21 protein-coding genes and 1 tRNA gene are annotated in these 24781 nt (G+C 71.0%); 9 read left to right on the top strand and 13 right to left on the bottom strand.

The annotated features are described in order from the left end of the window. Nucleotides 1-19: 19 nt before the first annotated feature. From ACFVVO_RS10885 to pdhA, 3 genes are read right to left on the bottom strand one after another with little or no spacing between them, the layout of a single operon-like run. Nucleotides 20-1348: a dihydrolipoamide acetyltransferase family protein gene (locus ACFVVO_RS10885; protein ID WP_390053692.1), complete on the bottom strand. Its 1329-nt coding sequence runs from the start codon at nucleotides 1346-1348 to the stop codon at nucleotides 20-22. Further along, complete coding sequence (locus ACFVVO_RS10890; protein ID WP_390053693.1) at nucleotides 1348-2352, bottom strand: alpha-ketoacid dehydrogenase subunit beta; 1005 nt, start codon at nucleotides 2350-2352, stop codon at nucleotides 1348-1350. Before ACFVVO_RS10890 ends, ACFVVO_RS10885 begins: the two co-directional genes overlap by 1 nt. Then, nucleotides 2349-3494 carry a pyruvate dehydrogenase (acetyl-transferring) E1 component subunit alpha gene (gene pdhA / locus ACFVVO_RS10895; protein WP_390053695.1) on the bottom strand — a complete coding sequence of 382 codons (1146 nt, stop codon included), beginning with the start codon at nucleotides 3492-3494 and terminating at the stop codon, nucleotides 2349-2351. Before pdhA ends, ACFVVO_RS10890 begins: the two co-directional genes overlap by 4 nt. Nucleotides 3495-3669: 175 nt before the next feature. On the opposite strand from pdhA, the gene ACFVVO_RS10900 reads away from it, so the two are divergent. After that, nucleotides 3670-4167, top strand: coding sequence for an Lrp/AsnC family transcriptional regulator (locus ACFVVO_RS10900; protein WP_390053696.1), 498 nt, complete (start codon nucleotides 3670-3672; stop codon nucleotides 4165-4167). Nucleotides 4168-4212: 45 nt separating this feature from the next. Here the strand turns inward: ACFVVO_RS10900 and ACFVVO_RS10905 are convergent, their stop codons facing one another. Beyond that, on the bottom strand, nucleotides 4213-4800 hold the full coding sequence (locus ACFVVO_RS10905; protein WP_390053698.1) for a TetR/AcrR family transcriptional regulator: 588 nt from the start codon (nucleotides 4798-4800) through the stop codon (nucleotides 4213-4215). Next, nucleotides 4797-6311: a 3-hydroxyacyl-CoA dehydrogenase gene (locus ACFVVO_RS10910; RefSeq protein ID WP_390053700.1), complete on the bottom strand. Its 1515-nt coding sequence runs from the start codon at nucleotides 6309-6311 to the stop codon at nucleotides 4797-4799. Before ACFVVO_RS10910 ends, ACFVVO_RS10905 begins: the two co-directional genes overlap by 4 nt. Before the next feature lie 160 nt (nucleotides 6312-6471). Here ACFVVO_RS10910 and paaN point away from each other — a divergent pair, with 160 nt between their 5' ends. After that, complete coding sequence (paaN, locus tag ACFVVO_RS10915) at nucleotides 6472-8163, top strand: phenylacetic acid degradation protein PaaN (RefSeq protein WP_390053702.1); 1692 nt, start codon at nucleotides 6472-6474, stop codon at nucleotides 8161-8163. On the opposite strand, the gene ACFVVO_RS10920 is transcribed toward paaN, so the two are convergent. The 8 genes from ACFVVO_RS10920 to ACFVVO_RS10955 all read right to left on the bottom strand — a co-directional run bounded on the left by ACFVVO_RS10920 (nucleotide 8160) and on the right by ACFVVO_RS10955 (nucleotide 14947). After that, the gene (locus ACFVVO_RS10920) at nucleotides 8160-8933 is read right to left on the bottom strand and encodes a TrmH family RNA methyltransferase (protein WP_390053704.1); all 774 of its coding nucleotides are present in this window, start codon (nucleotides 8931-8933) and stop codon (nucleotides 8160-8162) included. The two genes, paaN and ACFVVO_RS10920, sit on opposite strands and share 4 nt — an antisense overlap. Beyond that, a complete protein-coding gene (locus ACFVVO_RS10925; RefSeq protein ID WP_390053706.1) occupies nucleotides 8930-10177 on the bottom strand; it encodes an HTTM domain-containing protein in 1248 nt (415 codons plus the stop codon). Before ACFVVO_RS10925 ends, ACFVVO_RS10920 begins: the two co-directional genes overlap by 4 nt. Continuing rightward, nucleotides 10174-11148 (bottom strand): DUF5819 family protein, encoded by a 975-nt coding sequence (locus ACFVVO_RS10930; protein WP_390053708.1) that lies wholly within the window; start codon nucleotides 11146-11148, stop codon nucleotides 10174-10176. Before ACFVVO_RS10930 ends, ACFVVO_RS10925 begins: the two co-directional genes overlap by 4 nt. Before the next feature lie 387 nt (nucleotides 11149-11535). Continuing rightward, nucleotides 11536-11865 (bottom strand): rhodanese-like domain-containing protein, encoded by a 330-nt coding sequence (locus ACFVVO_RS10935; protein ID WP_390054118.1) that lies wholly within the window; start codon nucleotides 11863-11865, stop codon nucleotides 11536-11538. Nucleotides 11866-11913: 48 nt separating this feature from the next. After that, on the bottom strand, nucleotides 11914-12726 hold the full coding sequence (locus tag ACFVVO_RS10940) for a hypothetical protein (protein WP_390053710.1): 813 nt from the start codon (nucleotides 12724-12726) through the stop codon (nucleotides 11914-11916). Between the two features lie 49 nt (nucleotides 12727-12775). After that, nucleotides 12776-13210 (bottom strand): hypothetical protein, encoded by a 435-nt coding sequence (locus tag ACFVVO_RS10945; protein ID WP_390053711.1) that lies wholly within the window; start codon nucleotides 13208-13210, stop codon nucleotides 12776-12778. Nucleotides 13211-13223: 13 nt separating this feature from the next. Continuing rightward, nucleotides 13224-14651 carry a DUF2252 domain-containing protein gene (locus ACFVVO_RS10950; RefSeq protein ID WP_390053713.1) on the bottom strand — a complete coding sequence of 476 codons (1428 nt, stop codon included), beginning with the start codon at nucleotides 14649-14651 and terminating at the stop codon, nucleotides 13224-13226. 212 nt (nucleotides 14652-14863) lie between these two features. Continuing rightward, nucleotides 14864-14947, bottom strand: a tRNA-Leu gene (locus ACFVVO_RS10955). A 405-nt stretch (nucleotides 14948-15352) separates the two neighbouring features. On the opposite strand from ACFVVO_RS10955, the gene ACFVVO_RS10960 reads away from it, so the two are divergent. From ACFVVO_RS10960 to ACFVVO_RS10990, 7 genes are all read left to right on the top strand, one after another. After that, nucleotides 15353-16207, top strand: a complete 855-nt coding sequence (locus tag ACFVVO_RS10960) for an FhaA domain-containing protein (protein ID WP_390053715.1) — start codon at nucleotides 15353-15355, stop codon at nucleotides 16205-16207. Nucleotides 16208-16217: 10 nt separating this feature from the next. After that, entirely contained in the window at nucleotides 16218-16733 is a 516-nt protein-coding gene (locus ACFVVO_RS10965; protein ID WP_061922349.1) for an FHA domain-containing protein, read from the top strand. 92 nt (nucleotides 16734-16825) lie between these two features. Further along, the gene (locus ACFVVO_RS10970) at nucleotides 16826-18409 is read left to right on the top strand and encodes a Stp1/IreP family PP2C-type Ser/Thr phosphatase (protein WP_390053717.1); all 1584 of its coding nucleotides are present in this window, start codon (nucleotides 16826-16828) and stop codon (nucleotides 18407-18409) included. Between the two features lie 27 nt (nucleotides 18410-18436). Then, on the top strand, nucleotides 18437-19879 hold the full coding sequence (locus ACFVVO_RS10975) for an FtsW/RodA/SpoVE family cell cycle protein (RefSeq protein ID WP_390053719.1): 1443 nt from the start codon (nucleotides 18437-18439) through the stop codon (nucleotides 19877-19879). Continuing rightward, nucleotides 19876-21354, top strand: coding sequence for a penicillin-binding transpeptidase domain-containing protein (locus ACFVVO_RS10980; RefSeq protein ID WP_390053721.1), 1479 nt, complete (start codon nucleotides 19876-19878; stop codon nucleotides 21352-21354). Before ACFVVO_RS10975 ends, ACFVVO_RS10980 begins: the two co-directional genes overlap by 4 nt. Before the next feature lie 173 nt (nucleotides 21355-21527). Next, nucleotides 21528-23531, top strand: coding sequence for a Stk1 family PASTA domain-containing Ser/Thr kinase (pknB, locus tag ACFVVO_RS10985; RefSeq protein WP_390053722.1), 2004 nt, complete (start codon nucleotides 21528-21530; stop codon nucleotides 23529-23531). A 174-nt stretch (nucleotides 23532-23705) separates the two neighbouring features. Further along, nucleotides 23706-24767 (top strand): restriction endonuclease, encoded by a 1062-nt coding sequence (locus tag ACFVVO_RS10990; RefSeq protein WP_390053723.1) that lies wholly within the window; start codon nucleotides 23706-23708, stop codon nucleotides 24765-24767. The last annotated feature ends 14 nt before the right edge of the window (nucleotides 24768-24781 follow it).

The raw sequence follows: 24781 nt of genomic DNA on the forward strand, positions 1-24781 counted from the left end.
CTTATGGACCCGGCGTAGGTCACAGGGTGCGCAGCAGCACCGCCGGCTGTTCCACGCAGTCCGCCACGTACCGAAGGAAGCCGCCCGCCGTGCCGCCGTCGCACACCCGGTGGTCGAAGGTCAGGGAGAGCTGCACGACCTGGCGCACGGCCAGTTCGCCCTCGTGCACCCACGGCTTGGGGACGATCCGTCCCACGCCGAGCATGGCCGCCTCGGGGTGGTTGATGATCGGGGTGGAGCCGTCGACACCGAAGACGCCGTAGTTGTTCAACGTGAAGGTGCCGCCGGTGAGCTCCCCGGGGGTGAGCGTGCCGGTACGGGCGGCCTCGGTGAGCCGGGCGAACTCCGCGGTCAGCGACTCGGCGTCGCGCGTGTGGGCGTCCCGCACGACCGGGACGACCAGTCCGCGTTCGGTCTGCGCGGCGAACCCGACGTGCACCTGCTCGAGTTGGACGACCTCACGGGCCTCGGTGTCGACGTAGGAGTTCAGCTCGGGGTGACGGGCGAGGGCGGCGGTGCAGATGCGGGCGAGGAGCGCCAGGAGGGAGATCTTCGGTCCTCCGGCGGCGTTCATCGCGGCCCGCGCGCGCATCAGTTCCGTCGCGTCGGCGTCGACCCAGCAGGTGGCGTCCGGGATCTCCCGGCGGCTGCGGGAGAGCTTGTCCGCGACGGCACCGCGGATGCCCTTGAGGGGGGTGCGGAGTCCGTCACGGGCCGGCGCGGCCGGGGAGACCCGGGCGGCGGGCTCCGCCGTGACGGGAGCGGGAGCGCCCTTGGCGCGCAGGGCGTTCTCGACGTCGGCGCGCAGGATCAGCCCTTCGGGCCCCGAACCGGACAGCTCCCGCAGGTCGAGGCCGCCGTCCCGGGCGAGCCGGCGCACCAGCGGGGAGATCACGGGTACCGGGCCCTCGACGGGCACGGGACCGGAGGCAGGCGCCATCCCGGAAGCGGGCGCGGGCGCGGGCGCGGGCGGTGCCTGAACGGCCTGCTTCACGTGTCCGTTCGCGCCGGTCGCGCGCACCCTGCGCCTCCGGGCCGGGGCCTCGGAGGTGCCGTAGCCGACCAGGACGTTGCCCGAGCCGGCGTCCTCGCCGGCCGTCGCGGGGCCCACCGCGACCGTCAGCAGCGGTGCGCCGACGGGCAGTTCGGTCCCCTCCTCGCCGAAGCGGGCGGTGACCACGCCGCCGTAGGGGCAGGGGACCTCGACCATCGCCTTGGCCGTCTCGACCTCCACGACCGGCTGGTCGATGGCGACGACGTCACCGACCCGCACCAGCCAGCGGACGATCTCCGCCTCGGTGAGCCCCTCACCGAGGTCGGGCAGCTTGAACTCCAGCACCTGTGCCATCAGCCCTCGGCCTCCCACTGCAGGCGGGCCACGGCGTCCAGAATGCGGTCGACGCCGGGCAGGTGGTGCCGCTCCAGCATGGGCGGCGGATAGGGAAGGTCGAAGCCGGCCACCCGAAGCACCGGGGCCTCCAGGTGGTGGAAGCAGCGCTCGGTGACGCGGGCCGCGATCTCGCCGCCCGGACCGCCGAACCCGGTCGACTCGTGCACGACGACGGCACGTCCGGTGCGCCGCACGGCCGCGCAGACCGTCTCGTCGTCGAACGGCACCAGGGAGCGCAGGTCGAGGACCTCGAGGTCCCAGCCCTCCGCCCGGGCGGCCTCGGCGGCCTCCAGGCAGACCGGCACGGACGGGCCGTAGGTGATGAGCGTCGCGCTGGTACCGGGGCGCCGGACCACCGCGCGCCCGATGGGCTCCACGTCCGTGGGCTGCTCGGGGTTCCAGGAGTCCTTCGACCAGTACAGCCGCTTGGGCTCCAGGAACACGACCGGGTCGTCGGAGGCGATGGCCCGGCGCAGCAGCCCGTAGGCGTCGGCGACCGTCGCCGGGGTGACGACGTGCAGACCCGGAGTGGCCATGTAGTAGGCCTCGGAGGAGTCACTGTGGTGCTCGACGCCGCCGATGCCGCCGCCGTAGGGCACGCGGACGGTGATCGGCAGGGGCATCCTGCCGCGCGTGCGGTTGCGCATCCGGGAGACATGGCTGATCAGCTGCTCGAACGCCGGGTAGGCGAAGGCGTCGAACTGCATCTCCACCACCGGGCGCAGGCCGTACATGGCCATGCCGACGGCGGTGCCGAGGATGCCCGCCTCGGCGAGCGGGGTGTCGGTGCAGCGATCCTCGCCGAACTCCTTGGCGAGCCCGTCGGTGACCCGGAAGACCCCGCCGAGGGTGCCGACGTCCTCGCCCAGGACGTGCACGCTGGAGTCGGCGGCCATCGCGTCGCGCATCGCGCGCGTGAGGGCCTGTGCCATGGTGGCGGGCTTGACGGCGACGGTGGTCATCGAAGGTCGCCTTCCTGGTCGTCCTGCTCGGCCTCGAGCTCGGCGCGCAGTTGGGCGCGCTGTTCGCGCAGCTGCGAGGTGGTCTCGGCGTAGACGTGGTCGAAGAGGTCCATGGGGTTGAGCTCGGGGTCCTGGTTCATGCGTTCCCGCAGGTCGGCGGCCATCTCCTCGGCGTCCTGCCGGGCGGCCTCGAGGCCGGCGTCGTCGAGCAGGCCGCGCGCGGTGAGTTCCCGCTCCAGCAGCTGGACCGGGTCGTGCGCCCGCCAGGCCTCGACCTCGGAGTCGCCGCGGTAACGGGTGGCGTCGTCGGCGTTGGTGTGCGCGTCGATGCGGTACGTCACCGCCTCCACCAGGGTCGGTCCGCCGCCCGCCCGCGCCTGCCGTACGGCGTCGCTGAGGACCGCGTGCACGGCGGCCGCGTCGTTGCCGTCGACCAGCCTGCCCGGCATGCCGTAGCCGACGGCCTTGTGGGCCAGCGAGGGCGCCGCGGTCTGCTTGGCGAGCGGGACGGAGATGGCGAAGCCGTTGTTCTGCACCAGGAAGACCACCGGCGCCTGCCAGACGGCGGCGAAGTTCAGGGCCTCGTGGAAGTCGCCCTCGCTGGTGCCGCCGTCGCCGACCATGGCCAGCGCGACCACGTCGTCGCCCTTGAGGCGGGCGGCGTGCGCGAGACCGACGGCGTGCGGGAGCTGGGTGGCCAGCGGGGTGCTGAGAGGGGCCACCCGGTGGGCCTGGGGGTCGTAGCCGTTGTGCCAGTCGCCGCGCAGCAGCGTGAGCACCTCGACCGGGTCCACGCCCCGGGCGACGACGGCGAGGGTGTCGCGGTAACTGGGGAACAGCCAGTCGCGCTCCTCCAGGGCCAGGGCGGCGGCGACCTCGCAGGCCTCCTGGCCGGTGCTGGACGGGTAGACGGCGAGGCGGCCCTGCTTGGTCAGCGCGGTGGCCTGGGTGTTGTACCGGCGGCCGCGCACCAGCTGTGCGTACAGCCGGCGCAGCAGATCCGGGTCGGCCTTCGCGGCCGCCTCGGTGCCCAGGACGCGATACGGCTCGGCGTCGGGCAGCAGCGGCGCGGGGTCCATACGGGGCTGCCAGGCGGGCGGCGGCGATGGCCGGTACGCGCCCCGCTGCTCCATGACCGTCATGACGGCACCTCCTCGTGGGAGCGGCTACGGAAGGCGTGTCGGCTGTGACCCGCCTCACCTACCGATTGTTCGGTCGCCGGCACATTTTGGCTACAGGCCCCGGAAGGCTGTGGACAAACGGTTCTCCACAACCTGCAATGAATGCAGGACGTCCACGACGGTGAAGCGGGGGGACATGACAGCTGAACAAATGGCCGACGGGCCGCAGGACGGCGCCGCCTCGCCACCCCGCCCGTTGGACGCGATCGACCAGGACATCCTGAAAATCCTGCAGGCGGACGGTCGCGCCTCCATACGGTCCGTCGCCGAACGCGTCCATGTCTCCCGTGCCAACGCCTACGCGCGCATCAACCGGCTGATCGACGACGGGGTGATCAGGGGATTCAGCGCCCGCGTGGACCACGAGCGGGCGGGGCACGGCACCTCGGCGTACATCACGCTGAAGATCGTCCAGAACACCTGGCGCACGGTCCGCGAGCAGCTCAGACTGCTGCCCGGTGCCTCGCACATCGCCCTGGTGGGCGGCGACTTCGACGTCCTGCTCCTGGTGCACACGCCCGACAACAGGGCGCTGCGCGAGCTGGTGCTCACCCGGCTCCAGGCGATCCCCGAGGTGCTCAGCAGCCGCACGCTGCTGGTGTTCGAGGAGGAGGACCTGGAGCCGGAGGCCTGACTCCCGGGTGAGCCGGAGGCCCGAGTCCGGGGCGGACCGGCGGCCTCAGGCCTGCCGCATGCCCGAGAAGGCGAGCCGGACCACCGCGTCGGCCACCTCGCGGCCGCTGACGCCCCGGCTGTCGGGCCGGTACCACTCCACGATGGAGTTGATCATTCCGAAGACCAGACGGGTGGCCAGGCGCACCTCCACGTCGCCGCGTATGTCCCCGTCCGCGGCCGCGGCCTTCAGCAGATCGGCGACCCGGTGGTCGAAGTCGCGGCGCCGCTCCAGCGCCCAGCGCTCGGTCTCGGTGTTGCCGCGCACCCGCAGCAGCAGCGTCACGTACGGCAGCTCGGATATGAGCACCTCGACCATGCGCCGTACGACGTGCTCGAGCCGGTCGGCGGACCGCCCCGCGCGCGCGGGCTCCTCCTCGAGGATCCCGAACAGCCCGTCCAGCGCCCGGCTGACGGCCCGCCGCAGCAGCTCCTCCTTGCCACTGACGTGGTGGTAGATCGAGGACTTGGAGATGCCGGCGGCCCTGGACAGGTGCTCCATGGAGGTGCCGTCGTAACCGCGCTCGTTGAAGACCTGCACGGCGACCGAGAGCAGCGTCTCGGGGGTGTACGTGTCGCGCTTGGCGGTGGTCATGGGGTGCCCTCCCGCTTGTCGGTGGCGTACGCGTGACGGTAGAGCGCCAGGGACGGCGCGTACCGGCCGGAGGGGTCGCGCAGGTGCAGGTCGTCCAGGAGGTCGTAGGCCCAGCCGTGGCCGAGCCTGCGGCTCCACTCGAAGGGGCCCAGCGGGTAGTTGACGCCCAACCGCATCGCGGTGTCGATGTCCTCCTCGGTGGCCACGCCCTTGGCGACGGCGTCATGGGCCAGGTCCACGATCCGGGCGACCGTGCGGGCGACGATCATGCCGGGGACGTCACCGATGACGCTGACGTCCTTGCCGAGCGCCTGGAAGAGGCCGGTGGCCTCGGCGAGGGTCGCCGGCGAGGTGTCCTGGGAGGCGGACAGGGCGATGCGGGTGGCCCGGCGGTAGTCGAGCGCGAGGTCGAAGTAGACGACGTCGCGGAACTCCACGGACGTCTGGCCGTCGGCGAGCACCAGCTGGCCGCCGCTCGGCAGCACCAGGCGGGTGCCGTGGTCCTCGTCCTCCTCGCGGACCGGGATACCCGCCTCGCGGATCAGGGTGAGCAGTTCGGCCGCGGGGCCGAGTCCGCCCTCGGCGGTGACGTGGGCGGGCGGCTGCCGCTTCTCGGCGGTGTGCGGCTCGGGGCTCTCGGCGCCCTCGGCGTGGTCGTACCAGCCGTGCCCCGCCTTGCGGCCGAGGCGGCCGGACTCCACGAGGCGGCGCTGGGCGAGGGAGGGCGTGAAGCGGACGTCCTGGAAGAAGGACTGCCACACCGAGTGCGTGACGGACTCGTTGACGTCCTGCCCGATCAGGTCGGTCAGCTCGAACGCGCCCATCCGGAAGCCGCCGCTCTCGCGCAGGACGGCGTCGATGGTGGCGGGGTCCGCGGCCTGGGCCTCGTACACCGCGAACGCCTCGGCGTAGAACGGCCGGGCGATGCGGTTGACGATGAAGCCGGGGGTGTCCGCGCAGGCCACCGGTGTCTTACCCCAGGCACGCGCGGTCTCGTACGCGCGCGTGGCCGACGTGACGTCGGTGGCGAACCCGGAGACGACCTCGACCAGCGGCAGCAGCGGAGCCGGGTTGAAGAAGTGCAGGCCCAGGAAGCGGCCGGGGCTGCGCAGGGCGCCGCCGATGGCCGTCACCGACAGGGACGAGGTGTTGGTGGCGAGCAGGCAGTCCTCGGAGACGACGTCCTCCAGCTCGCCGAAGAGCCGCTGCTTGACCTCCAGCCGCTCCAGGACGGCCTCCACGACCAGCGCGCAGTCGGCCAGCTCGGCCAGGCTCGCCGCGGGGGTGAGCCGGGCACGGGCCGCGTCCCGCTCGGCGGCGGTGAGCCGGTCCTTCTCCACGAGCCGGTCGAGGCGGGCGCCGATCGCGTCGGCCGCCTCCCGGGCCCGCCCGGGCAGGGTGTCGTAGAGCCGCACGGGGTGGCCGGCCACCAGCGCGACCTGGGCGATGCCCTGGCCCATGGTGCCGGTGCCGACGACGGCCACGGGGCTGCTGAGGTCGAGTGCTGTCATGTGCGCGATCCTCCCGCACGGGGTTGTCCACAGATGCGGCAGGCCCCCTTGTCCCGACCGATCGTTCGGTTACTCTAGCTCTGTCTACCCGTTCCTGCCTCTGTTTCCGCCCAGGTCATGAACTCGAGGAAGAGTTCCTGAGACGAGGAGTTGGTCCCGCATGGCCGCCGAACTGACCGCGCACGACCTGATCGCCAGGCACCGGCCCACGCTCGACCAGGCCCTGGAAGCGATCCGCACGCGCGCGTACTGGTCCCCGCACCCCGAGCACCCCAAGGCGTACGGGGAACGGGGCAGCCTGGACGCGGCGGCCGGCAAGGCCGCCTTCGACGCCGTCCTCGGCACCCGCCTCGACCTCGGCCAGCCCGGCACGGACGACTGGGTGGGCGGCGAGGTCTCCCCCTACGGCATCGAGCTCGGCGTGACCTACCCGCACGCGGACCTCGACGTGCTGCTGCCCGCGATGAAGGCCGGACAGCGCGCCTGGCGGGACGCGGGCGCGGAGACGCGCGCGGTGGTCTGCCTGGAGATCCTCAAGCGGATCAGCGACCGGACGCACGAGTTCGCGCACGCGGTCATGCACACCAGCGGACAGGCCTTCATGATGGCGCTCCAGGCGGGCGGCCCGCACGCCCAGGACCGCGGCCTGGAAGCGGTGGCGTACGCGTACGTGGAGCAGGTCCGCACGCCCGACACCGCCGAGTGGACCAAGCCGCAGGGCAAGCGCGACCCGCTGGCGCTGACCAAGCGGTTCACTCCGGTCCCGCGCGGCATCGGCCTGGTCATCGGCTGCAACACCTTCCCCACCTGGAACGGCTACCCGGGCCTGTTCGCCTCGCTGGCGACCGGCAACGCGGTCCTGGTCAAGCCCCACCCGCACGCGGTACTGCCGCTCGCGCTGACCGTGCACATCGCGCGGGAGGTGCTCACCCAGGCCGGATTCGACCCGAACCTCGTGGCACTGGCTGCCGAGCGCCCCGGCGAGGGCATCGCCAAGACCCTCGCCACCCGCCCCGAGATCCGCATCATCGACTACACCGGATCGACGTCCTTCGGCGACTGGCTGGAGGCCAACGCCCGCCAGGCGCAGGTCTACACGGAGAAGGCCGGCGTCAACACGGTCGTCGTGGAGTCGACCGACAACTACAAGGGGATGCTGTCCAACCTGGCCTTCTCGCTGTCCCTGTACAGCGGCCAGATGTGCACGACCCCGCAGAACCTGCTGATCCCGCGCGACGGCATCCGCACCGACGAGGGCCACAGGACCTTCGACGAGGTGACCGCCGACCTCGCCCGCGCCGTCGACGGCCTGCTCGGCGACGACGCGCGCGCGAACGCCCTGCTGGGCGCCATCGTCAACCCGGACGTGAAGGCCCGCCTGGAAGCGGCCGCCGGCCTCGGCGAGGTCGTCCTTGCCTCCCGGGAGATCACCAACCCGGACTTCCCCGGCGCGGTGGTCCGCACACCGGTGATCGTCAAGCTGGACGGCGCCAAGCCGGACGACGAGGCCGCCTACATGAGCGAGTGCTTCGGCCCCGTCTCCTTCGCCGTCGCGGTCGACACGGTGGCCGACGCGGTGGAGCTGCTGCGCCGCACCGTCCGCGAGAAGGGCGCGATGACGGTCGGCGCGTACACCACCGACCCGGAGGCCGAGCGGGCCGTCGAGGAGGTCTGCCTGGAGGAGGCCGCCCAGCTGTCGCTCAACCTGACCGGCGGGGTGTACGTGAACCAGACGGCCGCCTTCTCCGACTTCCACGGCTCGGGCGGCAACCCGGCGGCCAACGCGGCCCTCACCGACGGCGCGTTCGTCGCCAACCGCTTCCGGGTGGTGGAGGTCCGCCACCAGGCCTAGGAATCCGTGACCGCCGGGGGCGCCGTCGCCGCGCCCCCGGTGGCACTCCAGTGGTACAGCGTCATGGCCACACTGGTGGCCAGGTTGTAGCTGGAGACCTGGGGCCGCATCGGCAGCGCCAGCAGATGGTCGGCCCGCCCACGCACCTCGGGCGACAGACCGCTGCGCTCCGAGCCGAAGGCCAGCACGGCGTCGTCGGGCAGCGTGACACCCCGGATGTCCTCGCCCTCCGGGTCGAGGGCGAACAGCGGTCCGGCGGGCAGTTCGTCGGCACCGAGCCGCTCCACGGCCGTCGCGAAGTGCAGTCCCGCACCGCCGCGCACCACGGTGGGGTGCCAGGGGTCGAGAGTGCCCGTGGTGACGACACCGGTCGCCCCGAAACCGGCGGCCAGCCGGATCACGGCGCCGGCGTTGCCCAGGTTGCGCGGGTTGTCGAGGACCACGACCGGCGCCGGCCGGGGCGTACGGGCGAGCGAGCGCAGATTGTCCTCACGGGACGGCCGCACGGCCAGCGCCGCCACCCCGGTGGGATGGGGCCGCGGCACGAGCGAGGCGTACGTCGCCGCGGGCACCTCGGTCAGCAACTCGTCCAGCAAGTCCCTGACGTCCCCGGCCAGCTCCTCGGCGAGGGCGAGCGCCGCCCCGCGGTCGGTGGTGACCGCCACCGGGACCTGAGCGCCGAAACGCAGCGCGTGCTTGAGGGCGTGGAAGCCGTCCAGCAGCACGGCGGTACCGGCGCTCGCCCGCCAGCGGGCCAGGGGATCGGTCATGCGCTGAACCCTACGTGGCCCGGCGCACGCTCCTCGGCCGAGCCCGGGGCGGTCTCCTCGGAGGCGCGCGGCGCCGGCAGCACGGGGTCCTCGTCCCGGCCGCGCCGCACCAGCCGCTCACGCGCGCGTGCCGCCCAGCCGCCGAGCAGCAGCAGGACGGACGTCGGCAGGAAGACGGCGTCCGCCGTGATCATGGCCAGCGAGAAGAACGGCAGCCCGAGGACGACCGCGATCACCGCGTGCTCGAGCATCATCAGCACCAACAGGACGTTCTTCACCCGCCGGTTGAACAGCGTGAACGGGAAGGCGACCTGCACCATGACCGTGCCGTAGGTGACGACCATCATGATCGTGCCGCTGGAGGACATCAGGTCGGCAAGGGCCGGCCAGGGCGAGAAGTAGTCCAGGTGGAGCGGGTAGTAGACGGCGGTGCCGTCCTGCCAGCGCGAGCCCTGGATCTTGTACCAGCCGGCCGTGGCGTAGATCAGGCAGGCCTCCGCCATGATCACGAACAGGGCGCCGTTGTGCAGGACGTTGGCGATCACGTCAAGCAGGATGCGCGGCTCCTCGGACCTCCTCCGGCGCCGTACCACCGCCCACAGGCCGAGAACGGCCCAGACCGTCCACAGCAGCGAGGGCACCAGCCAGCCGTTGTCGAACAGCCGGCCCGTCAGCGACACACCGGCGAGCACCAGGCCCAGCACCGCCCACAGCGCCGGCCCCAGCCGGTCGGGGCGGACCCGCTCGCCACGGGCGCGTGCCGCGGCCTCGCGGTCCGCCCGCCGGGCGTCGAGCGACCACACCTGGCCGCAGCGGGTGAACACCAGATAGAAGGCCATCAGGTGCAGGACGTTGTCGCCGCCGTCGCCCATGAAGACGCTGCGGTTCTGCAGCGACAGCACACCCACCATGAACAGCACGGAGGCGGTCCGGGTGCGCCAGCCGAGCAGCAGCGCCGCCGTGGCGAGGATCGCCAGCACATAGAAGATCTCGAACCAGACGCCTCCGCCGGACCACATCAGGGCCGTGAAGGCGTGGTTCTCGTCGGTGAGCTGCCGGCCGAGATCCCAGTTCCAGGGACCGTCGGGACCGTACATCTCCCGGCGGTGGGGGAACTCGCGCAGCAGGAACAGCAGCCAGGTACCGGAGAAGCCGATGCGGATCAAGGCGCTCTGGTACCGGCCGAGGGCGGACTCGGTGACGCGGGCGATGCCCCGCGAGAGCGTCAGGGACAGACCGTTCACGCCACACCTCCCGCGGCCTCGTCGGCGGTCACCGTCCACCAGGGCAGTACGCGGTAGACGGGCTTGCTCGAGAACCGTTCGCGGCTCCACACGGGCGGCTGCACATTGGTGGTCCGCGAGCGGACCTGCACGCGCTGGACGAGGCCCTGCCGGCCGATCGCGTCCTCCCGGTACAGGCGCATCGTCACGATCCGGCGCATGTACGTCTCGGACAGTGCGCCGCGCAGGCCCACCGGACGGTTGTCGGTGCCGTGCGTGGCGGCGAGGAAGTCCCAGGCGCGGCGCAGCTCGTTCTGCTGGGTGTGGCTCGGCAGCAGGTTGCCGTCGATCGCGGAACCGTCGCGGGCGGAGAGGTCCCTCCAGCCGGTGGTGCGCAGATCACCGTCCTTCGTCCGCACCTCGGCGCGGACCTGCACGGCTATGTTCTGCTGCAGCGGGTTCGGTGCGAACAGCTTCCAGTTCTGCTCGAACTCGGGATACACCCACTCCTCGATCGCCTTGCCGTGCTGCTTGGTCACCGTGTTCGCGGGCGCGAGGCTCAGGAACACCATCCCCAGGTGCACGCAGGCGGCGACGGCGACGGCCGCGAGCGCCACCGCCGCTCCGACCTGGTAGCGGGGGGAGAGGGCGGCGACGCCGGTACGGGGCGGGGCCGCCGGCTCGGCGCCGCCGACGGGGTCCGTGTCCACGGGCGGCTGCTCGTTCGCGTCCGTGCCCCCGACCGAGGACTCGTGCGCGTCCGTGCGCACCGCCGACGACTCATTCCGCTCCGTGCGCACGGCCGACGACTCATTGCGCTCCGTGTCGTCGGCGGGCGACTCGTCTGCGGCCGCACCCGTGACCGACGGCCCGTTTCCCTCCCCACCGGCGACCGGCGACTCGTGCCCGTCCGTGCCGCTCTCCGGGAGACGCGCCCCCTTCGACCCGTCCGGCCCCCGCCGGTTGTGCGAGTCCTCGTCGTACGCGTCCATTCCGCCCCGATCCCCGATTTCCGCCGACGTCGTACGGCCGCCCGCCACAGGCGCCGCATGGTTCACGGGCGCCACTGCTCGACGCCCGCACGGAACGGTACTCAGCCGCGCCCGCCGGGCGCAGCCCCGGGGAACCACCGGAGGCCGTGGCCATCACCACGTCGTGCGCCGGGGCGGACGACCGGCCAGGCGGTACGAGCAGCCGCCGGCCTGCCAGTCGCATCCGGTGACGGAGAAAGCGAAGCTGGACTTCGACCGCTGAGTTCCCGCCCGGCGTACGGGGAAAGGCCCGGTCACCCGCCGACGGCCCACCCGCCCGGCCGACCGGGCCGGGCCAGCGGGATCCGGCCGGCCGGGGCCGGGCCGCCGCGGATCAGACGACGCGGATCAGACGACGGCGCCCGGCGCCCCGGCGTCGGTGACCACGGGACGGCCCGCGGCCTGCCAGACCTGCATGCCGCCGTCGACGTTCACCGCGTCGACGCCCTGCTGGATCAGATACATCGCGACCTGCGCCGAACGCCCTCCGGACCGGCAGATCACATGCACCCGGCCGTCCTGCGGGGCGGCCTCGGTCAGCTCGCCGTACCGGGCCACGAACTCGCTCATGGGGATGTGCAGCGCGCCATCGGCGTGACCAGCCTGCCACTCCTCGTCCTCGCGGACGTCCAGCAGGAAGTCGTCGTCCTTGAGATCCGTGACCTCGACGGTGGGCACCCCAGCTCCAAAACTCATGCCCCCGACGCTACCGGAAGGAAGGCCGGGTCAGCCCTGGGCCTGGAGGGCCGCCAGTTCGGTCTCCCGCTGCTCGATGTCGGCGCGCAGCCGGCCGGCGATCTCGTCGAGCAGGCCGTCCGGGTCGTCCGGGGCCAGCCGCAGCATGCCGGCGATGGCACCCTCCTCGAGCTCGCGGGCGACCAGAGTGAGCAGCTCCTTGCGCTGGGAGAGCCACTCCAGGCGGGCGTACAGTTCGTCGGCGGGGCTCGGCCGTCGCTCGGGCGGCACCGGACCCGCCGCCCACTCCTCGGCCAGCTCCCTGAGCAGCGCCTCGTCGCCGCGGGCGTAGGCGGCGTTGACGCGGCTGATGAACTCCTCGCGCCGCTGCTGCTCCTCTTCCTCCTGGGCGAGGTCGGGGTGGGCCTTACGGGCCAGCTCGCGGTAGAGCTTGCGGGCCTCCTCGCTGGGCCGCACCCGCTCGGGAGGGCGTACCGCCTGGTCGGTGAGCATGGCGGAGGCCTCCGGGAACAGGCCGTGGCCGTCCATCCAGCCGTGCAGCAGCTCCTCGACGCCGGGGATCGGCAGCACATGCGCCCGGGCCTCCTCGGCCCGGCGGATGTCCTCCGGGTCCCCGGTACGGGCGGCCTTCGCCTCGGCGATCTCCGCGTCCAGGTGCTCGATGCGCATATAGAGCGGGCCGAGCTTCTGCTCGTGCAGCCGGGAGAAGTTCTCGACCTCGACGCGGAACGTCTCCACGGCGATCTCGTACTCGATCAACGCCTGCTCGGCTGCCCGCACGGCCTGTTCCAGCCGTTCCTCGGGCCGCGGTGCCTGGGACTGCTCAGCTTCCGGGGTCGTCACCCGACCAGCGTAGGCCACGGCCGGAACCCGGCGCCGCGGATGGGCCGGTTCACGCGCGCGGCACCGCGTCGGGGCAGTCGGCCGGTATCCACTCGGCCACCAGCTCGTGGGTGCAGCCGGCCGGGCCCGGGAGTATCTCGTCGAGGATCACATCACCGAGCGAGGCGGGGTCGCAGCTGCCCAGGACGTCGGACTGGAAACGGGAGACCCCGGTGTAGCGGACGAGAAGGTCCTCGTCGTGCTTGAAGCAGTTGTGCCGGAAGCGGATCTCGACGTCCCCGCCCCCGCCGCGGCGCACCCGCGACGGCCGCAGGTCCTTCACGCAGCGCCTGCCACCGAAGTCGTAGTGCCCGGGGTCGGTGGCGAACGCGCGGGCGCCCGGCGGCAGTTCGGCCGCGAGAGCGGGCAGCCGATCGAGGTAGGGCCGGGGGTCGACGAACCCCGCCTCTTCCCCGACGCCGCCGCTCAGCTCGACGTACTTCATCGCGCCACCCCCGTCACACGCCCGTCTCGGCCGCGATCCGCCCCGCTCGCACCCCCGCCACCAGTTCCCCGTGGTCCGCCTCCGTGCGGTCGGCGTAGGCGACCGCGAAGGCGGCGATCGCCTCGTCCAGCTCCTCGTTCTTGCCGCAGTAGCCGGCGATCAGGCGCGGGTCGGCGCTGTGGGCATGGGCGCGGGCCAGGAGGGCTCCGGTCATGCGGCCGTAGTCGTCGATCTGGTCGGCGGCGAGCGCGGCCGGGTCGACGCTGCCCTTGCGGTTGCGGAACTGGCGCACCTGGAAGGGCCGCCCGTCGACCGTCGTCCAGCCGAGCAGGATGTCGCTGACCACCTGCATCCGCTTCTGGCCGAGGACCACCCGGCGCCCCTCGTGCTCCACAGCCGGCGCCTGGAAGCCGGCCGCGGCCAGGTGCGGGACGAGCGCCGACGGACGCGCCTCCTTCACCTGGAGCACCAGCGGCTCCCCGCGGTGGTCCAGCAGCAGGACCACATACGAGCGCGTGCCCACGCTGCCCGTGCCGACCACCCGGAACGCCACGTCGTGCACCGCGTGCCGGGCCAGCAGCGGCAGCCGGTCCTCGGAGAGCGTCGCCGCGTACGGCTCGAGGGCGGCGGCCACCGCGGCCGCCTCGGCGTCCGGGACCCGGCGCAGCACCGGCGGCGCGTCGACGAAGCGCCGTCCGCCGGTCTCCGTCTCCTCCGTCGACCTGGCCGCGAACCGGCCGCTGGTGTTGGCCCGCGCCTTCTCCGAGACCCGTTCGAGCGTGCCGAGCAGGTCGTGGGCGTCGGTGTGGGAGACCAGTTCCTCGTCCGCGATGGCGTTCCAGGCGTCGAGGACGGGCAGCCCGGCCAGCAGCCGCATGGTCCGCCGGTAGGCGCCCACCGCGTCCTGGGCGGCCTCCCGGCAGGTGTCCTCGTCGGCGCCCGCCTCCCGTCCGGCCAGCACCAGGGAGGCGGCGAGCCGCTTCAGGTCCCACTCCCAGGGGCCGTGCACCGTCTCGTCGAAGTCGTTGAGGTCGATGACCAGGCGGCCGCGGGCGTCCCCGTAGAGACCGAAGTTGGCCGCGTGCGCGTCACCGCATATCTGGGCGCCGATGCGGGTCATCGGAGTACGGGCCAGGTCGTACGCCATGAGCCCGGCGGAGCCGCGCAGGAAGGCGAACGGGGTGGCCACCATCCTGCCCACCCGTATCGGCGTCAGCTCGGGGATGCGGCCGGCGTTGGAGTCCGCCACCGCGGTGACCGCGTCCGGGCGGCCTGCGTCCAGATCGAGGACGCGGTGTGCGTCACGCGGGACCGCGGCCCGCAGCGCCTTGCCCTGCTTCTTGGGCGAACCCTGCGACGGCCACTGGGCGAAGCCACGCACCCGCGGCAACCGGGGCGCCGTCACCGCCCGCCCCACCGCCTCCACACCGGATCCCGTCACCAGGACCGCCTCCCCCGCCCGCACGCTCGGACATCAACTCGTGCAGACCGTACAGCCGTCGGCCGGAACGCGTCAGACCCTGTGGACAACCGAAGACCTGTGGAAAACCCCGTCCGCCACGCCGTCGGCACCCCTGAGAGCTTCCTCACAGAGAACGCACGCCAAAACGACTACGGGCCCACCGTTTTCACGATGGGCCCGTAGCCTCTGTGTGCGCGAGGGGGGAGTTGAACCCCCACGCCCTTTCGGGCACTGGAACCTGAATCCAGCGCGTCTGCCTATTCCGCCACCCGCGCATTGGGTGTGTCTTCCGGCTCCGTCCCTTTCGGGCCGGCCCCTTCCGACATCCAGAACATTAGCACGCTGTACGAGGTGGATTCACATCCCTTACCTGCCGCCCGACCGGGTAGGGAGAGCGCAGGCGCAGGCCACGTTTCAGGGAGAGCCTGTTCACGTATCAACCTCGTACCGGTCCCGGCCATCTGTCCAGGAGGCGGGCCAGGTCCACAGCCGGGTGCGGGACACTGGTACTTGCCCGCCTCTACGATCCTTGTCTGCAGGAGTTCGAAGGGGAGCCGCTGGGGGAACCGGCTGATTGCCGGACGCGTAGATACGATCAGTGAGCAGTACGGGCGGAACAGCGGCCCACAGCAGGCACAGAGCAGGGCAAGGCATAACGGCAGCGACGGAGGAGGTGCCCCATGGGAGTCCTGAAGAAGTTCGAGCAGCGTCTCGAAGGTCTGGTCAACGGCACCTTCGCCAAGGTCTTCAAGTCCGAGGTCCAGCCGGTGGAGATCGCCGGCGCGCTCCAGCGGGAGTGCGACAACAACGCCACCATCTGGAACCGCGACCGCACGGTCGTACCCAACGACTTCATCGTGGAGCTGAGCGCGCCGGACCACGAGCGCCTCAGCCCCTACTCCGGGCAGCTCGGCGACGAGCTGGCCGGCATGGTGCGCGACTACGCCAAGCAGCAGCGCTACACCTTCATGGGCCCGATCAAGGTCAACCTGGAGAAGGCCGACGACCTGGACACCGGGCTGTACCGGGTGCGCAGCCGCACCCTGGCCTCCTCCAGCAACCAGCAGGCGCCCCCCGGGCCGCCCGCCGGACGTCCCGGCCCCGCCCAGGGCGGCGGCCACGGCTACCAGCCCGCCGCTCCCGCCGGAGCGCCCCCCATGCCGTCCGCACCGCCGCCCGGCACCCGCCCCGGCGGCTACGGTTACCCGCAGCCCGCCACGCAGCGGCCCGCGGCCGCACCCATGAGCGGCGGGCGCACCCGCCACTGGATCGAGATCAACGGCACCCGCCACCAGATCTCCCGCCCGACCCTGGTGCTGGGCCGCAGCACCGAGGCCGACGTGCGGATCGACGACCCCGGCGTCTCCCGCCGGCACTGTGAGATCCGGACCGGAACGCCCTCGACGATCCAGGATCTCGGCTCCACCAACGGCATCGTGGTGGACGGGCAGCACACCACCCGCGCTACGCTCCGCGACGGCTCGCGGATCGTCGTGGGCAGCACCACCATCATTTACCGGCAAGCCGAAGGGTGAAGCGGGGGCAATGTCAGAGCTGACCCTCACGGTCATGCGGCTGGGTTTCCTGGCCGTACTGTGGCTGTTCGTGATCGTGGCCGTACAGGTCATCCGTAGTGACCTGTTCGGTACACGCGTCACCCAGCGCGGAGCGCGCAGGGAGGCGGCACGGCCGCAGCAGGCCGCCCGGCAGCAGTCCGCGCCCCCGCAGCAGCGCGGCCAGCAGGGCGGCGGCCGACGCGGCCGCAACGCCCCCACCAAGCTGGTCGTGTCCGAGGGCACCCTCACCGGCACCACCGTCGCGCTGCAGGGCCAGACCATCACCCTGGGCCGGGCGCACGACTCCACGATCGTGCTGGACGACGACTACGCCTCCAGCCGCCATGCCAGGATCTACCCGGACCGCGACGGCCAGTGGATCGTCGAGGATCTCGGCTCCACCAACGGCACCTACCTGGACCGGTCCCGGCTGACGACACCCACGCCGATCCCGCTGGGCGCGCCGATCCGCATCGGCAAAACCGTCATCGAGCTGCGGAAGTAGTGCTACGTCATGAGTGAGCGCGAGCGGAGCGAGCACGCAGCGGCAGGCCGCACCCCGGTCTCCGGCGCGCTCCTGACCGGAGGGTGGGCAGTGTGGCTCGACACGACCGGCTGTACCCGGAGCCGACGGGCGAGGTGCGCATGAGTCTGTCACTGCGCTTCGCCGCCGGATCGCACAAGGGCATGATCCGGGAGGGCAACGAGGACTCCGGTTACGCCGGTCCCCGCCTGCTCGCGATCGCCGACGGCATGGGCGGCCAGGCGGCCGGCGAGGTCGCCTCCTCCGAGGTCATCTCCACCCTGGTCACGCTCGACGACGACGTCCCCGGCTCCGACATCCTCACCTCCCTCAGCCACGCCGTGCAGCGCGCCAACGACCAGCTGCGCGGCATGGTCGAGGAGGACCCGCAGCTCGAGGGCATGGGCACCACGCTCACCGCCCTGCTGTGGACCGGGCAGCGGCTCGGCCTGGTGCACGTCGGCGACTCGCGCGCGTACCTGCTGCGCGACGGGGTGCTGACCCAGATCACCCAGGACCACACCTGGGTGCAGCGGCTCGTCGACGAGGGCCGCATCACCGAGGAAGAAGCCACCACCCACCCGCAGCGCTCCCTGCTGATGCGCGCCCTCGGCAGCGGCGACCACGTCGAGCCCGACCTGTCCATCCGCGAGGTCCGGGCCGGCGACCGCTACCTGATCTGCTCCGACGGTCTGTCCGGCGTCGTCTCCCACCAGACGATGGAGGAGACCCTCGCCAGCTACCAGGGCCCGCAGGAGACCGTGCAGGAGCTGATCCAGCTCGCGCTGCGCGGCGGCGGCCCGGACAACATCACCGTCATCATCGCCGACGTGCTCGACCTGGACACCGGCGACACCCTCGCCGGGCAGCTGTCCGACACCCCGGTCGTGGTCGGCGCCGTCGCCGAGAACCAGCACCACCTGCACGACAACGGCATCATGCAGACCCCGGCCGGCCGCGCCTCCCACCTGGGCCGCCAGGACCACCCGGGAGGCGGCGGCGAGTTCGGCCCGCCCGGCTCCGGCGACACCACCGGCTACGTCCCCGACGGCTACGGGGACTACACGGACGACGACTTCACCAAGCCGCGCAAGAACCGCAGGTGGCTGAAGAGATCGTTCTACAGCGTCCTCGCCCTCGCCGTCATCGGCGGCGGCCTGTACGGCGGCTACCGCTGGACGCAGACCCAGTACTACGTCGGCACCAACGACGAGCACGTCGCCCTGTACCGCGGCATCAGTCAGGACCTCGCCTGGGTGTCGCTGTCCAAGGTGGAGAAGGACCACCCCGAGATCGAACTCAAGTACCTGCCGCCCTACCAGCAGAAGCAGGTCAAGAACACGATCACGGCAGGCGGCCTGGACCAGGCCCGGGCGAAGATCGACGCCCTGTCCGTGCAGGCCTCCGCATGCCGCAAGCAGGCCGAGCGCGCGGCCGCCGAGACCGAGAAGAACGCCAAGACCGGCGAGGGCGAGGCCGGAGGCACCACGGGAACCACCCCGGCCTCCTTCACGTCCAAGGCATCACCCACGCCGAACCCGTCGGCGTCGTCGAAGCCCCCGTCGTCCCCCTCGAAGTCCCCGACCGCCAAGCCCAGCCCCGGCCCGAGCCTCTCCGAGAATGAGCAGAAGGTCGTCGATCAGTGCGGCAAGCAGTAAGCACGCCGTGAGAGGCCCTGTCACACGATGAGCAGCACTTCGAACACACCGACGCACCACACGTCCACGATCGGCGCCATCGGCGCACCGAGCCGCCGCAACACCGAGCTGGCCCTGCTGATCTTCGCGGTGGTCATTCCGGTGTTCGCCTATGCCAACGTGGGTCTGGCCATCGACGGCCAGGTGCCCGCGGGGCTGCTGAGCTACGGCCTGGGCCTCGGCCTGATGGCCGGCGTCGCCCACCTCGCCGTGCGGAAGTTCGCCGCCTACGCCGACCCGCTGCTGCTGCCGCTGGCCACCCTGCTGAACGGCCTCGGATTGGTGTGCATCTGGCGGCTGGACCAGTCGAAGCTGCTCCAATCGCTGCCCAATTTCGTCACGGCCGCACCGCGCCAGCTGCTGTACACGGCGTTGGGCATCGCCATGTTCGTCGCCGTGCTGTTCTTCCTGAAGGACCACCGCGTCCTGCAGCGTTACACCTACATCTCCATGTTCGGCGCCCTGATCCTGCTCATCCTCCCGCTGGTGCCTGGCCTCGGGGCCAACATCTACGGCGCAAAGATCTGGATCAGGGTTCCCGGCCTGGGCTCGCTGCAGCCCGGAGAGTTCGCGAAGATCGTCCTCGCCATCTTCTTCGCCGGGTATCTGATGGTGAAGCGCGACGCCCTTGCCCTCGCCAGCCGCCGCTTCATGGGCCTGTACCTGCCGCGCGGTCGCGACCTCGGTCCGATCCTGGTCGTCTGGGCGATCTCGATCCTCATCCTCGTTTTCGAGACCGACCTCGGCACCTCGCTGCTGTTCTTCGGAATGTTCGTCATCATGCTGTACGTCGCCACCGAGCGGACCAGTTGGATCGTCTTCGGTCTGCTGATGTCCGCGGTCGGCGCCGTCGGTGTGGCGAGCTTCGAGCCTCACATCCAGACCCGTGTGCAGGCCTGGCTCAACCCGCTGCGCGAGTACAAGCTCAGTCAGCAGGGCGTGGGCGGTCACACCGAACAGTCCATGCAGGCGCTGTGGGCGTTCGGCTCCGGCGGCACCCTCGGCACCGGCTGGGGCCAGGGCCACTCCGACCTGATCAAGTTCGCCGCCAATTCCGACTTCATCCTCGCCACGTTCGGTGAGGAGCTGGGCCTGGCCGGCGTCATGGGGATCCTCCTGATCTACGGCCTGATCGTGGAGCGCGGCGTGCGCACCGCCCTCGCCGCCCGCGACCCGTTCGGCAAGCTGCTGGCCATCGGCCTGTCCGGCGCCTTCGCGCTCCAGGTGTTCGTCGTGGCCGGCGGTGTGATGAGCCTCATCCCGCTGACCGGTATGACGATGCCGTTCCTCGCGTATGGCGGTTCTTCCGTGCTGGCCAACTGGGCCCTGATCGGCATCCTCATCCGGATCAGCGACACCGCGCGCCGCCCGGCACCCGCCCCCGCCGCCAACCCCGACGCCGAGATGACCCAGGTGGTCCGCCCGTCATGAACAAACCCCTGCGCCGGATCGCGATCTTCTGCGGCCTGCTCGTCCTGGCCCTGCTGATCCGCGACAACTGGCTCCAGTACGTCAAGGCCGACCAGCTGCGCACCGACACGGCCAACCGTCGGGTCGCCATCGAGCGGTACGCCAACCCGCGGGGCGACATCGTCGTCGACGGCGACCCCATAACCGGGTCGGTCGAGGCCAAGAGCGGCGACTTCAAGTACAAGCGCACCTACAAGAACGGGGCCATGTGGGCCCCGGTCACCGGCTACTCGTCGCAGGCCTTTGGCGCCAACCAGCTGGAGAACATCGAGGACGGCATCCTCACCGGCAACGACGACCGGCTCTTCTTCCGCAAGACCCTCGACATGATCACCGGCAAGGACCAGCAGGGCGGCAACGTCGTCACCACGCTCAACGCCGCCGCGCAGAAGGCCGCGTTCAACGGCCTGCGGTCCCAGGGCGGCAAGGGCGCCGTGGTGGCCCTCGAGCCCTCCACCGGCAAGATCCTCGCCCTGGCCTCCTACCCGTCGTACGATCCCTCGAGTTTCGCGGGCAACACGGACAAGGACGCCAAGGCCTGGAACGGGCTTCTGAAGAAGAACAACCCGTCCGACCCGGCGCTCAACCGGGCGCTGCGCGAGACCTACCCGCCGGGCTCCACCTTCAAGGTGGTCACCGCGGCGGCCGCGCTGGAGAACGGGCTGTACAAGTCGGCCGACGAGAAGACCGACTCACCGCTGCCCTACGTCATGAAGGGCACCACCACCGAGCTGAAGAACGAGGGCAACATCCCCTGCAAGGACGCCAACATGCGCGAGGCGCTGCGGGTGTCCTGCAACACCGTCTTCGGCAAGATCGGCGCCGACCTCGGCAACGACAAGATGCTGGCCGAGGCGAAGAAGTTCGGCTTCGACGCCGAGCAGTTCACCCCGATCCGCTCCAGCGCCTCGGTCTTCTCCGACAACATGAACCCGTCGCAGACCGCGCTGTCCTCCATCGGCCAGTACAACACCGCCGCCACCCCGCTGCAGATGGCCATGGTCGCCTCGGCCGTCGCCAACGACGGCAAGCTGATGAAGCCGTACATGGTCGACCAGCTGCAGTCCTCCAACCTCGACCCGGTCGCCAAGACCGATCCCGAGGAGCTGAGCCGGCCGCTGTCCCCGCAGAACGCGCAGATCCTGCAGTCGATGATGGAGACGGTCGTCAAGAGCGGTACGGGCCAGAGGGCACAGATCGGCGGCGGAGTGACCGTCGGCGGCAAGACCGGTACCGCCCAGCACGGCGTGGCGAACAGCGCGAACCCGTACGCATGGTTCATCTCATACGCCAAACTCAGCGACAACAGCTCGCCGGTCGCCGTGGCCGTCGTGGTCGAGGACGAGAACGCCAACCGTGACGACATCTCCGGCGGCGGCCTGGCCGCGCCGATCGCGAAGAACGTCATGGAGGCGGTCATCAACTCCAAGAAGTGAACCCGCTCACGTCCCCTTCACATCGTTGCACGTTGCGATACCGGTCCTGTATCGGGTTCCGGGCTTGGCCAGGGCACACGGAGCGAGCCGGGTACGGTAGGCCCGGACGGCAGCCTCCGGCCGCACACGACATGTGCGCGGCCGAGACCGACGGAGAGGGCTGGTAGGTAGCTATGGAAGAGCCGCGTCGCCTCGGCGGCCGGTACGAGCTGGGCCAGGTGCTCGGTCGTGGTGGCATGGCGGAGGTCTACCTCGCGCATGACACCCGCCTCGGCCGCACCGTGGCGGTGAAGACGCTGCGCGCGGACCTAGCGCGCGATCCGTCCTTCCAGGCCCGGTTCCGCCGGGAGGCCCAGTCGGCCGCCTCGCTCAACCATCCCGCGATCGTCGCGGTCTACGACACGGGCGAGGACTACATCGACGGGGTCTCGATCCCGTACATCGTCATGGAGTACGTCGACGGCTCCACGCTCCGTGAGCTCCTTCACTCCGGCCGCAAGCTGCTGCCCGAGCGGTCCATGGAGATGACCATCGGCATCCTCCAGGGCCTGGAGTACGCCCACCGCAGCGGCATCGTCCACCGTGACATCAAGCCGGCCAACGTCATGCTGACCCGCAACGGCCAGGTCAAGGTGATGGACTTCGGCATCGCCCGCGCCATGGGCGACTCCGGCATGACCATGACCCAGACCGCGGCGGTCATCGGCACGGCCCAGTACCTCTCCCCGGAGCAGGCCAAGGGCGAGCAGGTCGACGCCCGCTCGGACCTCTATTCGACGGGCTGCCTCCTCTACGAGCTGCTGACGGTCCGCCCGCCCTTCGTCGGCGACTCTCCCGTGGCCGTGGCCTACCAGCACGTCCGCGAGGAGCCGCAGGCCCCCTCGGTCTTCGACCCCGAGATCACGCCCGAGATGGACGCCATCGTCCTGAAGGCGCTGGTCAAGGACCCGAACTACCGCTACCAGTCGGCCGACGAGATGCGCGCCGACATCGAGGCCTGCCTCGACGGCCAGCCGGTCGCCGCCACGGCCGCGATGGGCGCCGTGGGCGCGGCGGGCTACGGCGGCTACCCCGACGACCAGCCGACGACGGCGCTGCGTTCGGACGCGGGCGGGGGAGCGACCACCATGCTCCCGCCGATGAACCCGGACGACGGGGGCTACGGCTACGACGAACGCCCGGACCGCCGCCGCCAGCAGAAGAAGAACAACTCCTCGACGATCCTCCTCGTGGTCGCGGGCATCCTGGTGCTGGTGGGCGCGATCCTGATCGGTCAGTGGATCTTCAGCGGGCACGACAGCGAGAACGACACGTTCGCCGCACCGAACTTCGTCGGCAACAGCTTCGGCACGGCCCAGAAGATGGCCGAGAACCGGGGCCTGAAGCTGGCGCCCCCCACCCGCAAGCCCTGCGAGAACCAGCCGAAGAACAACGTCTGCGATCAGAACCCGACGGAGGGCTCGGACGTCAAGAAGGGCGACACCATCACGCTGGTGGTGTCCACGGGCGCCCCCAAGGTCACCGTCCCGGACGTGCTCGGCATCCAGTACGACCAGGCCGAGGCCCAGCTGAGGAAGAAGGGCTTCGAGGTCCAGAAGAAGACCGAGGTGTCCAGCCAGACGCCCGACGTGGTCACCAAGCAGGACCCGGACGGCGGCACCAGCCGGCAGAAGGGCTCCACCATCGTCCTCACGGTCGCCAGGGCCGAGGAGAAGGTCGCGGTCCCGGACGTCACCGGCAAGACCTGTGACGAGGCCAAGGCCGAACTGCAGTCGAAGGGCCTGGCCCCGAACGCGACCTGCAACGACACCCCCACCGACAACCCCGACGACGACGGCAAGGTCCTCACCACCACCCCGGCGGCGGGCAGCGAGGTCGCCAAGAACACCCCGGTGGCCATCAACGTCGGCAAGGTGCAGAACCAGCAGGTGCAGGTCCCGAACGTCCAGGGCCAGAAGCTCAAGGACGCCAAGAAGCTGCTGGAGCAGGCCGGCCTGCAGGTCGGCAACGTCACCGGCTCGCAGGACGACAACTCGACCGTCTTCACGTCCAACCCGCCCCAGGGGAGCACGGTCCAGCGGGGCTCGACCGTCGACCTGGTCACCGTCGGCGGCCAGAACGGCAACCCCGGCGGAAACGACGGCGGCACCAACTTCTTCGGCGGCGCCGGAGGCTGACACCGGAAACGCGTGGGGCCCCTGCCGGAACCGTCCGGCAGGGGCCCCACGCGTTTCCGGCGTCCACCTTGTCGACCCGTCGAGATCGCACTGCAGTGCCCCTGCCGATCGTGTCTTCATATGACACGGCTCGTTGATCGAGCGGGTGGAGAGTCACGTCTCCAACCCGGTCAGATGGCCACGACGCAACCGAAGGTGCAGAACGTGATCAACGAATCGGCGCTGCTGGAATCGAAGACCCTGCGCGACAGCGTGTTGGACCGGACCGACGCCCTCGACAGAGTCAAGGCGTTGTCGCTGCTACCGGACGGAATGCATGTGCCGACGGCGATGGTGGCAGCGTATTTCGGGGTAGGACTCGAGGCCATCAAGTCACTGGTCAAAGACCACCGCCCAGAGTTGGACACCAACGGCTACCGCCTGCTGACCGGTGAAGAACTGAGGTCCTTCAAGGACCTCAGTGGGATTCAGTCCCGTACCCGCTCCCTCGCTCTCTTCTCCCGCCGCGCCGTCCTCAACGTCGCCATGCTGCTGCGCGACAGCGAAGTCGCACGTCAGGTGCGTGTGTATCTCCTCGATGTGGAGTACCTGTCGCGCACAGGGTCTGTGGACAACTCCGCCCCCGCAGACACCGTGTCCCTCGACGACCGCATCGATCAGCGCATCACCCACATCCTCGGCAGGACAGTCGTGCCGATGTTCAACGCTCTGATCGAGACCTCGGGCGAGCACCGCCGCGAGCTGGTCGCCCTGCGGGCGGGAGTCCAGCGCATCGAGCGACGGCTCCACCAGCACCACGCCCGGCTGAAGCGGCTCGAAGGGGTACGGGACGACCGGCCCGCCATTGGAGTCATGGCCGCCATGGACAGCATGAACGGCCGGACGTTCGAGCAGCACATCGCCAAACTGCTGCGCCGCGACGGCTGCACCAACGTCGTCGTACAGGGCGGTCACGGAGACCGGGGCGTCGACGTCATCGGGCTCACGCCCGACGGGCGGCGACTCGTCGTCCAGTGCAAGAGGTTCGCGCCCTACCTCTCCATCAACAGCTCCGAGATGCAGAAGTTCATCGGCGCGGCCAAGGTTCTGTACAGCGCGCAGGTGGCGCTCTTCGTGGCGACGTGCCCCTTCACCCCGGAGGCCCTGAGCATCGCCGCCGAGGCGGGAATCACCGCCGTACACCGTGGGGTACTGGAGGAATGGAGCGCGGGGGAGCCCCTGAAGATTCTGGAGTAGGCACGGCGAACCCA

It is taken from the genome of Streptomyces sp. NPDC058145, from assembly GCF_042884245.1.
Classification (GTDB): domain Bacteria; phylum Actinomycetota; class Actinomycetes; order Streptomycetales; family Streptomycetaceae; genus Streptomyces.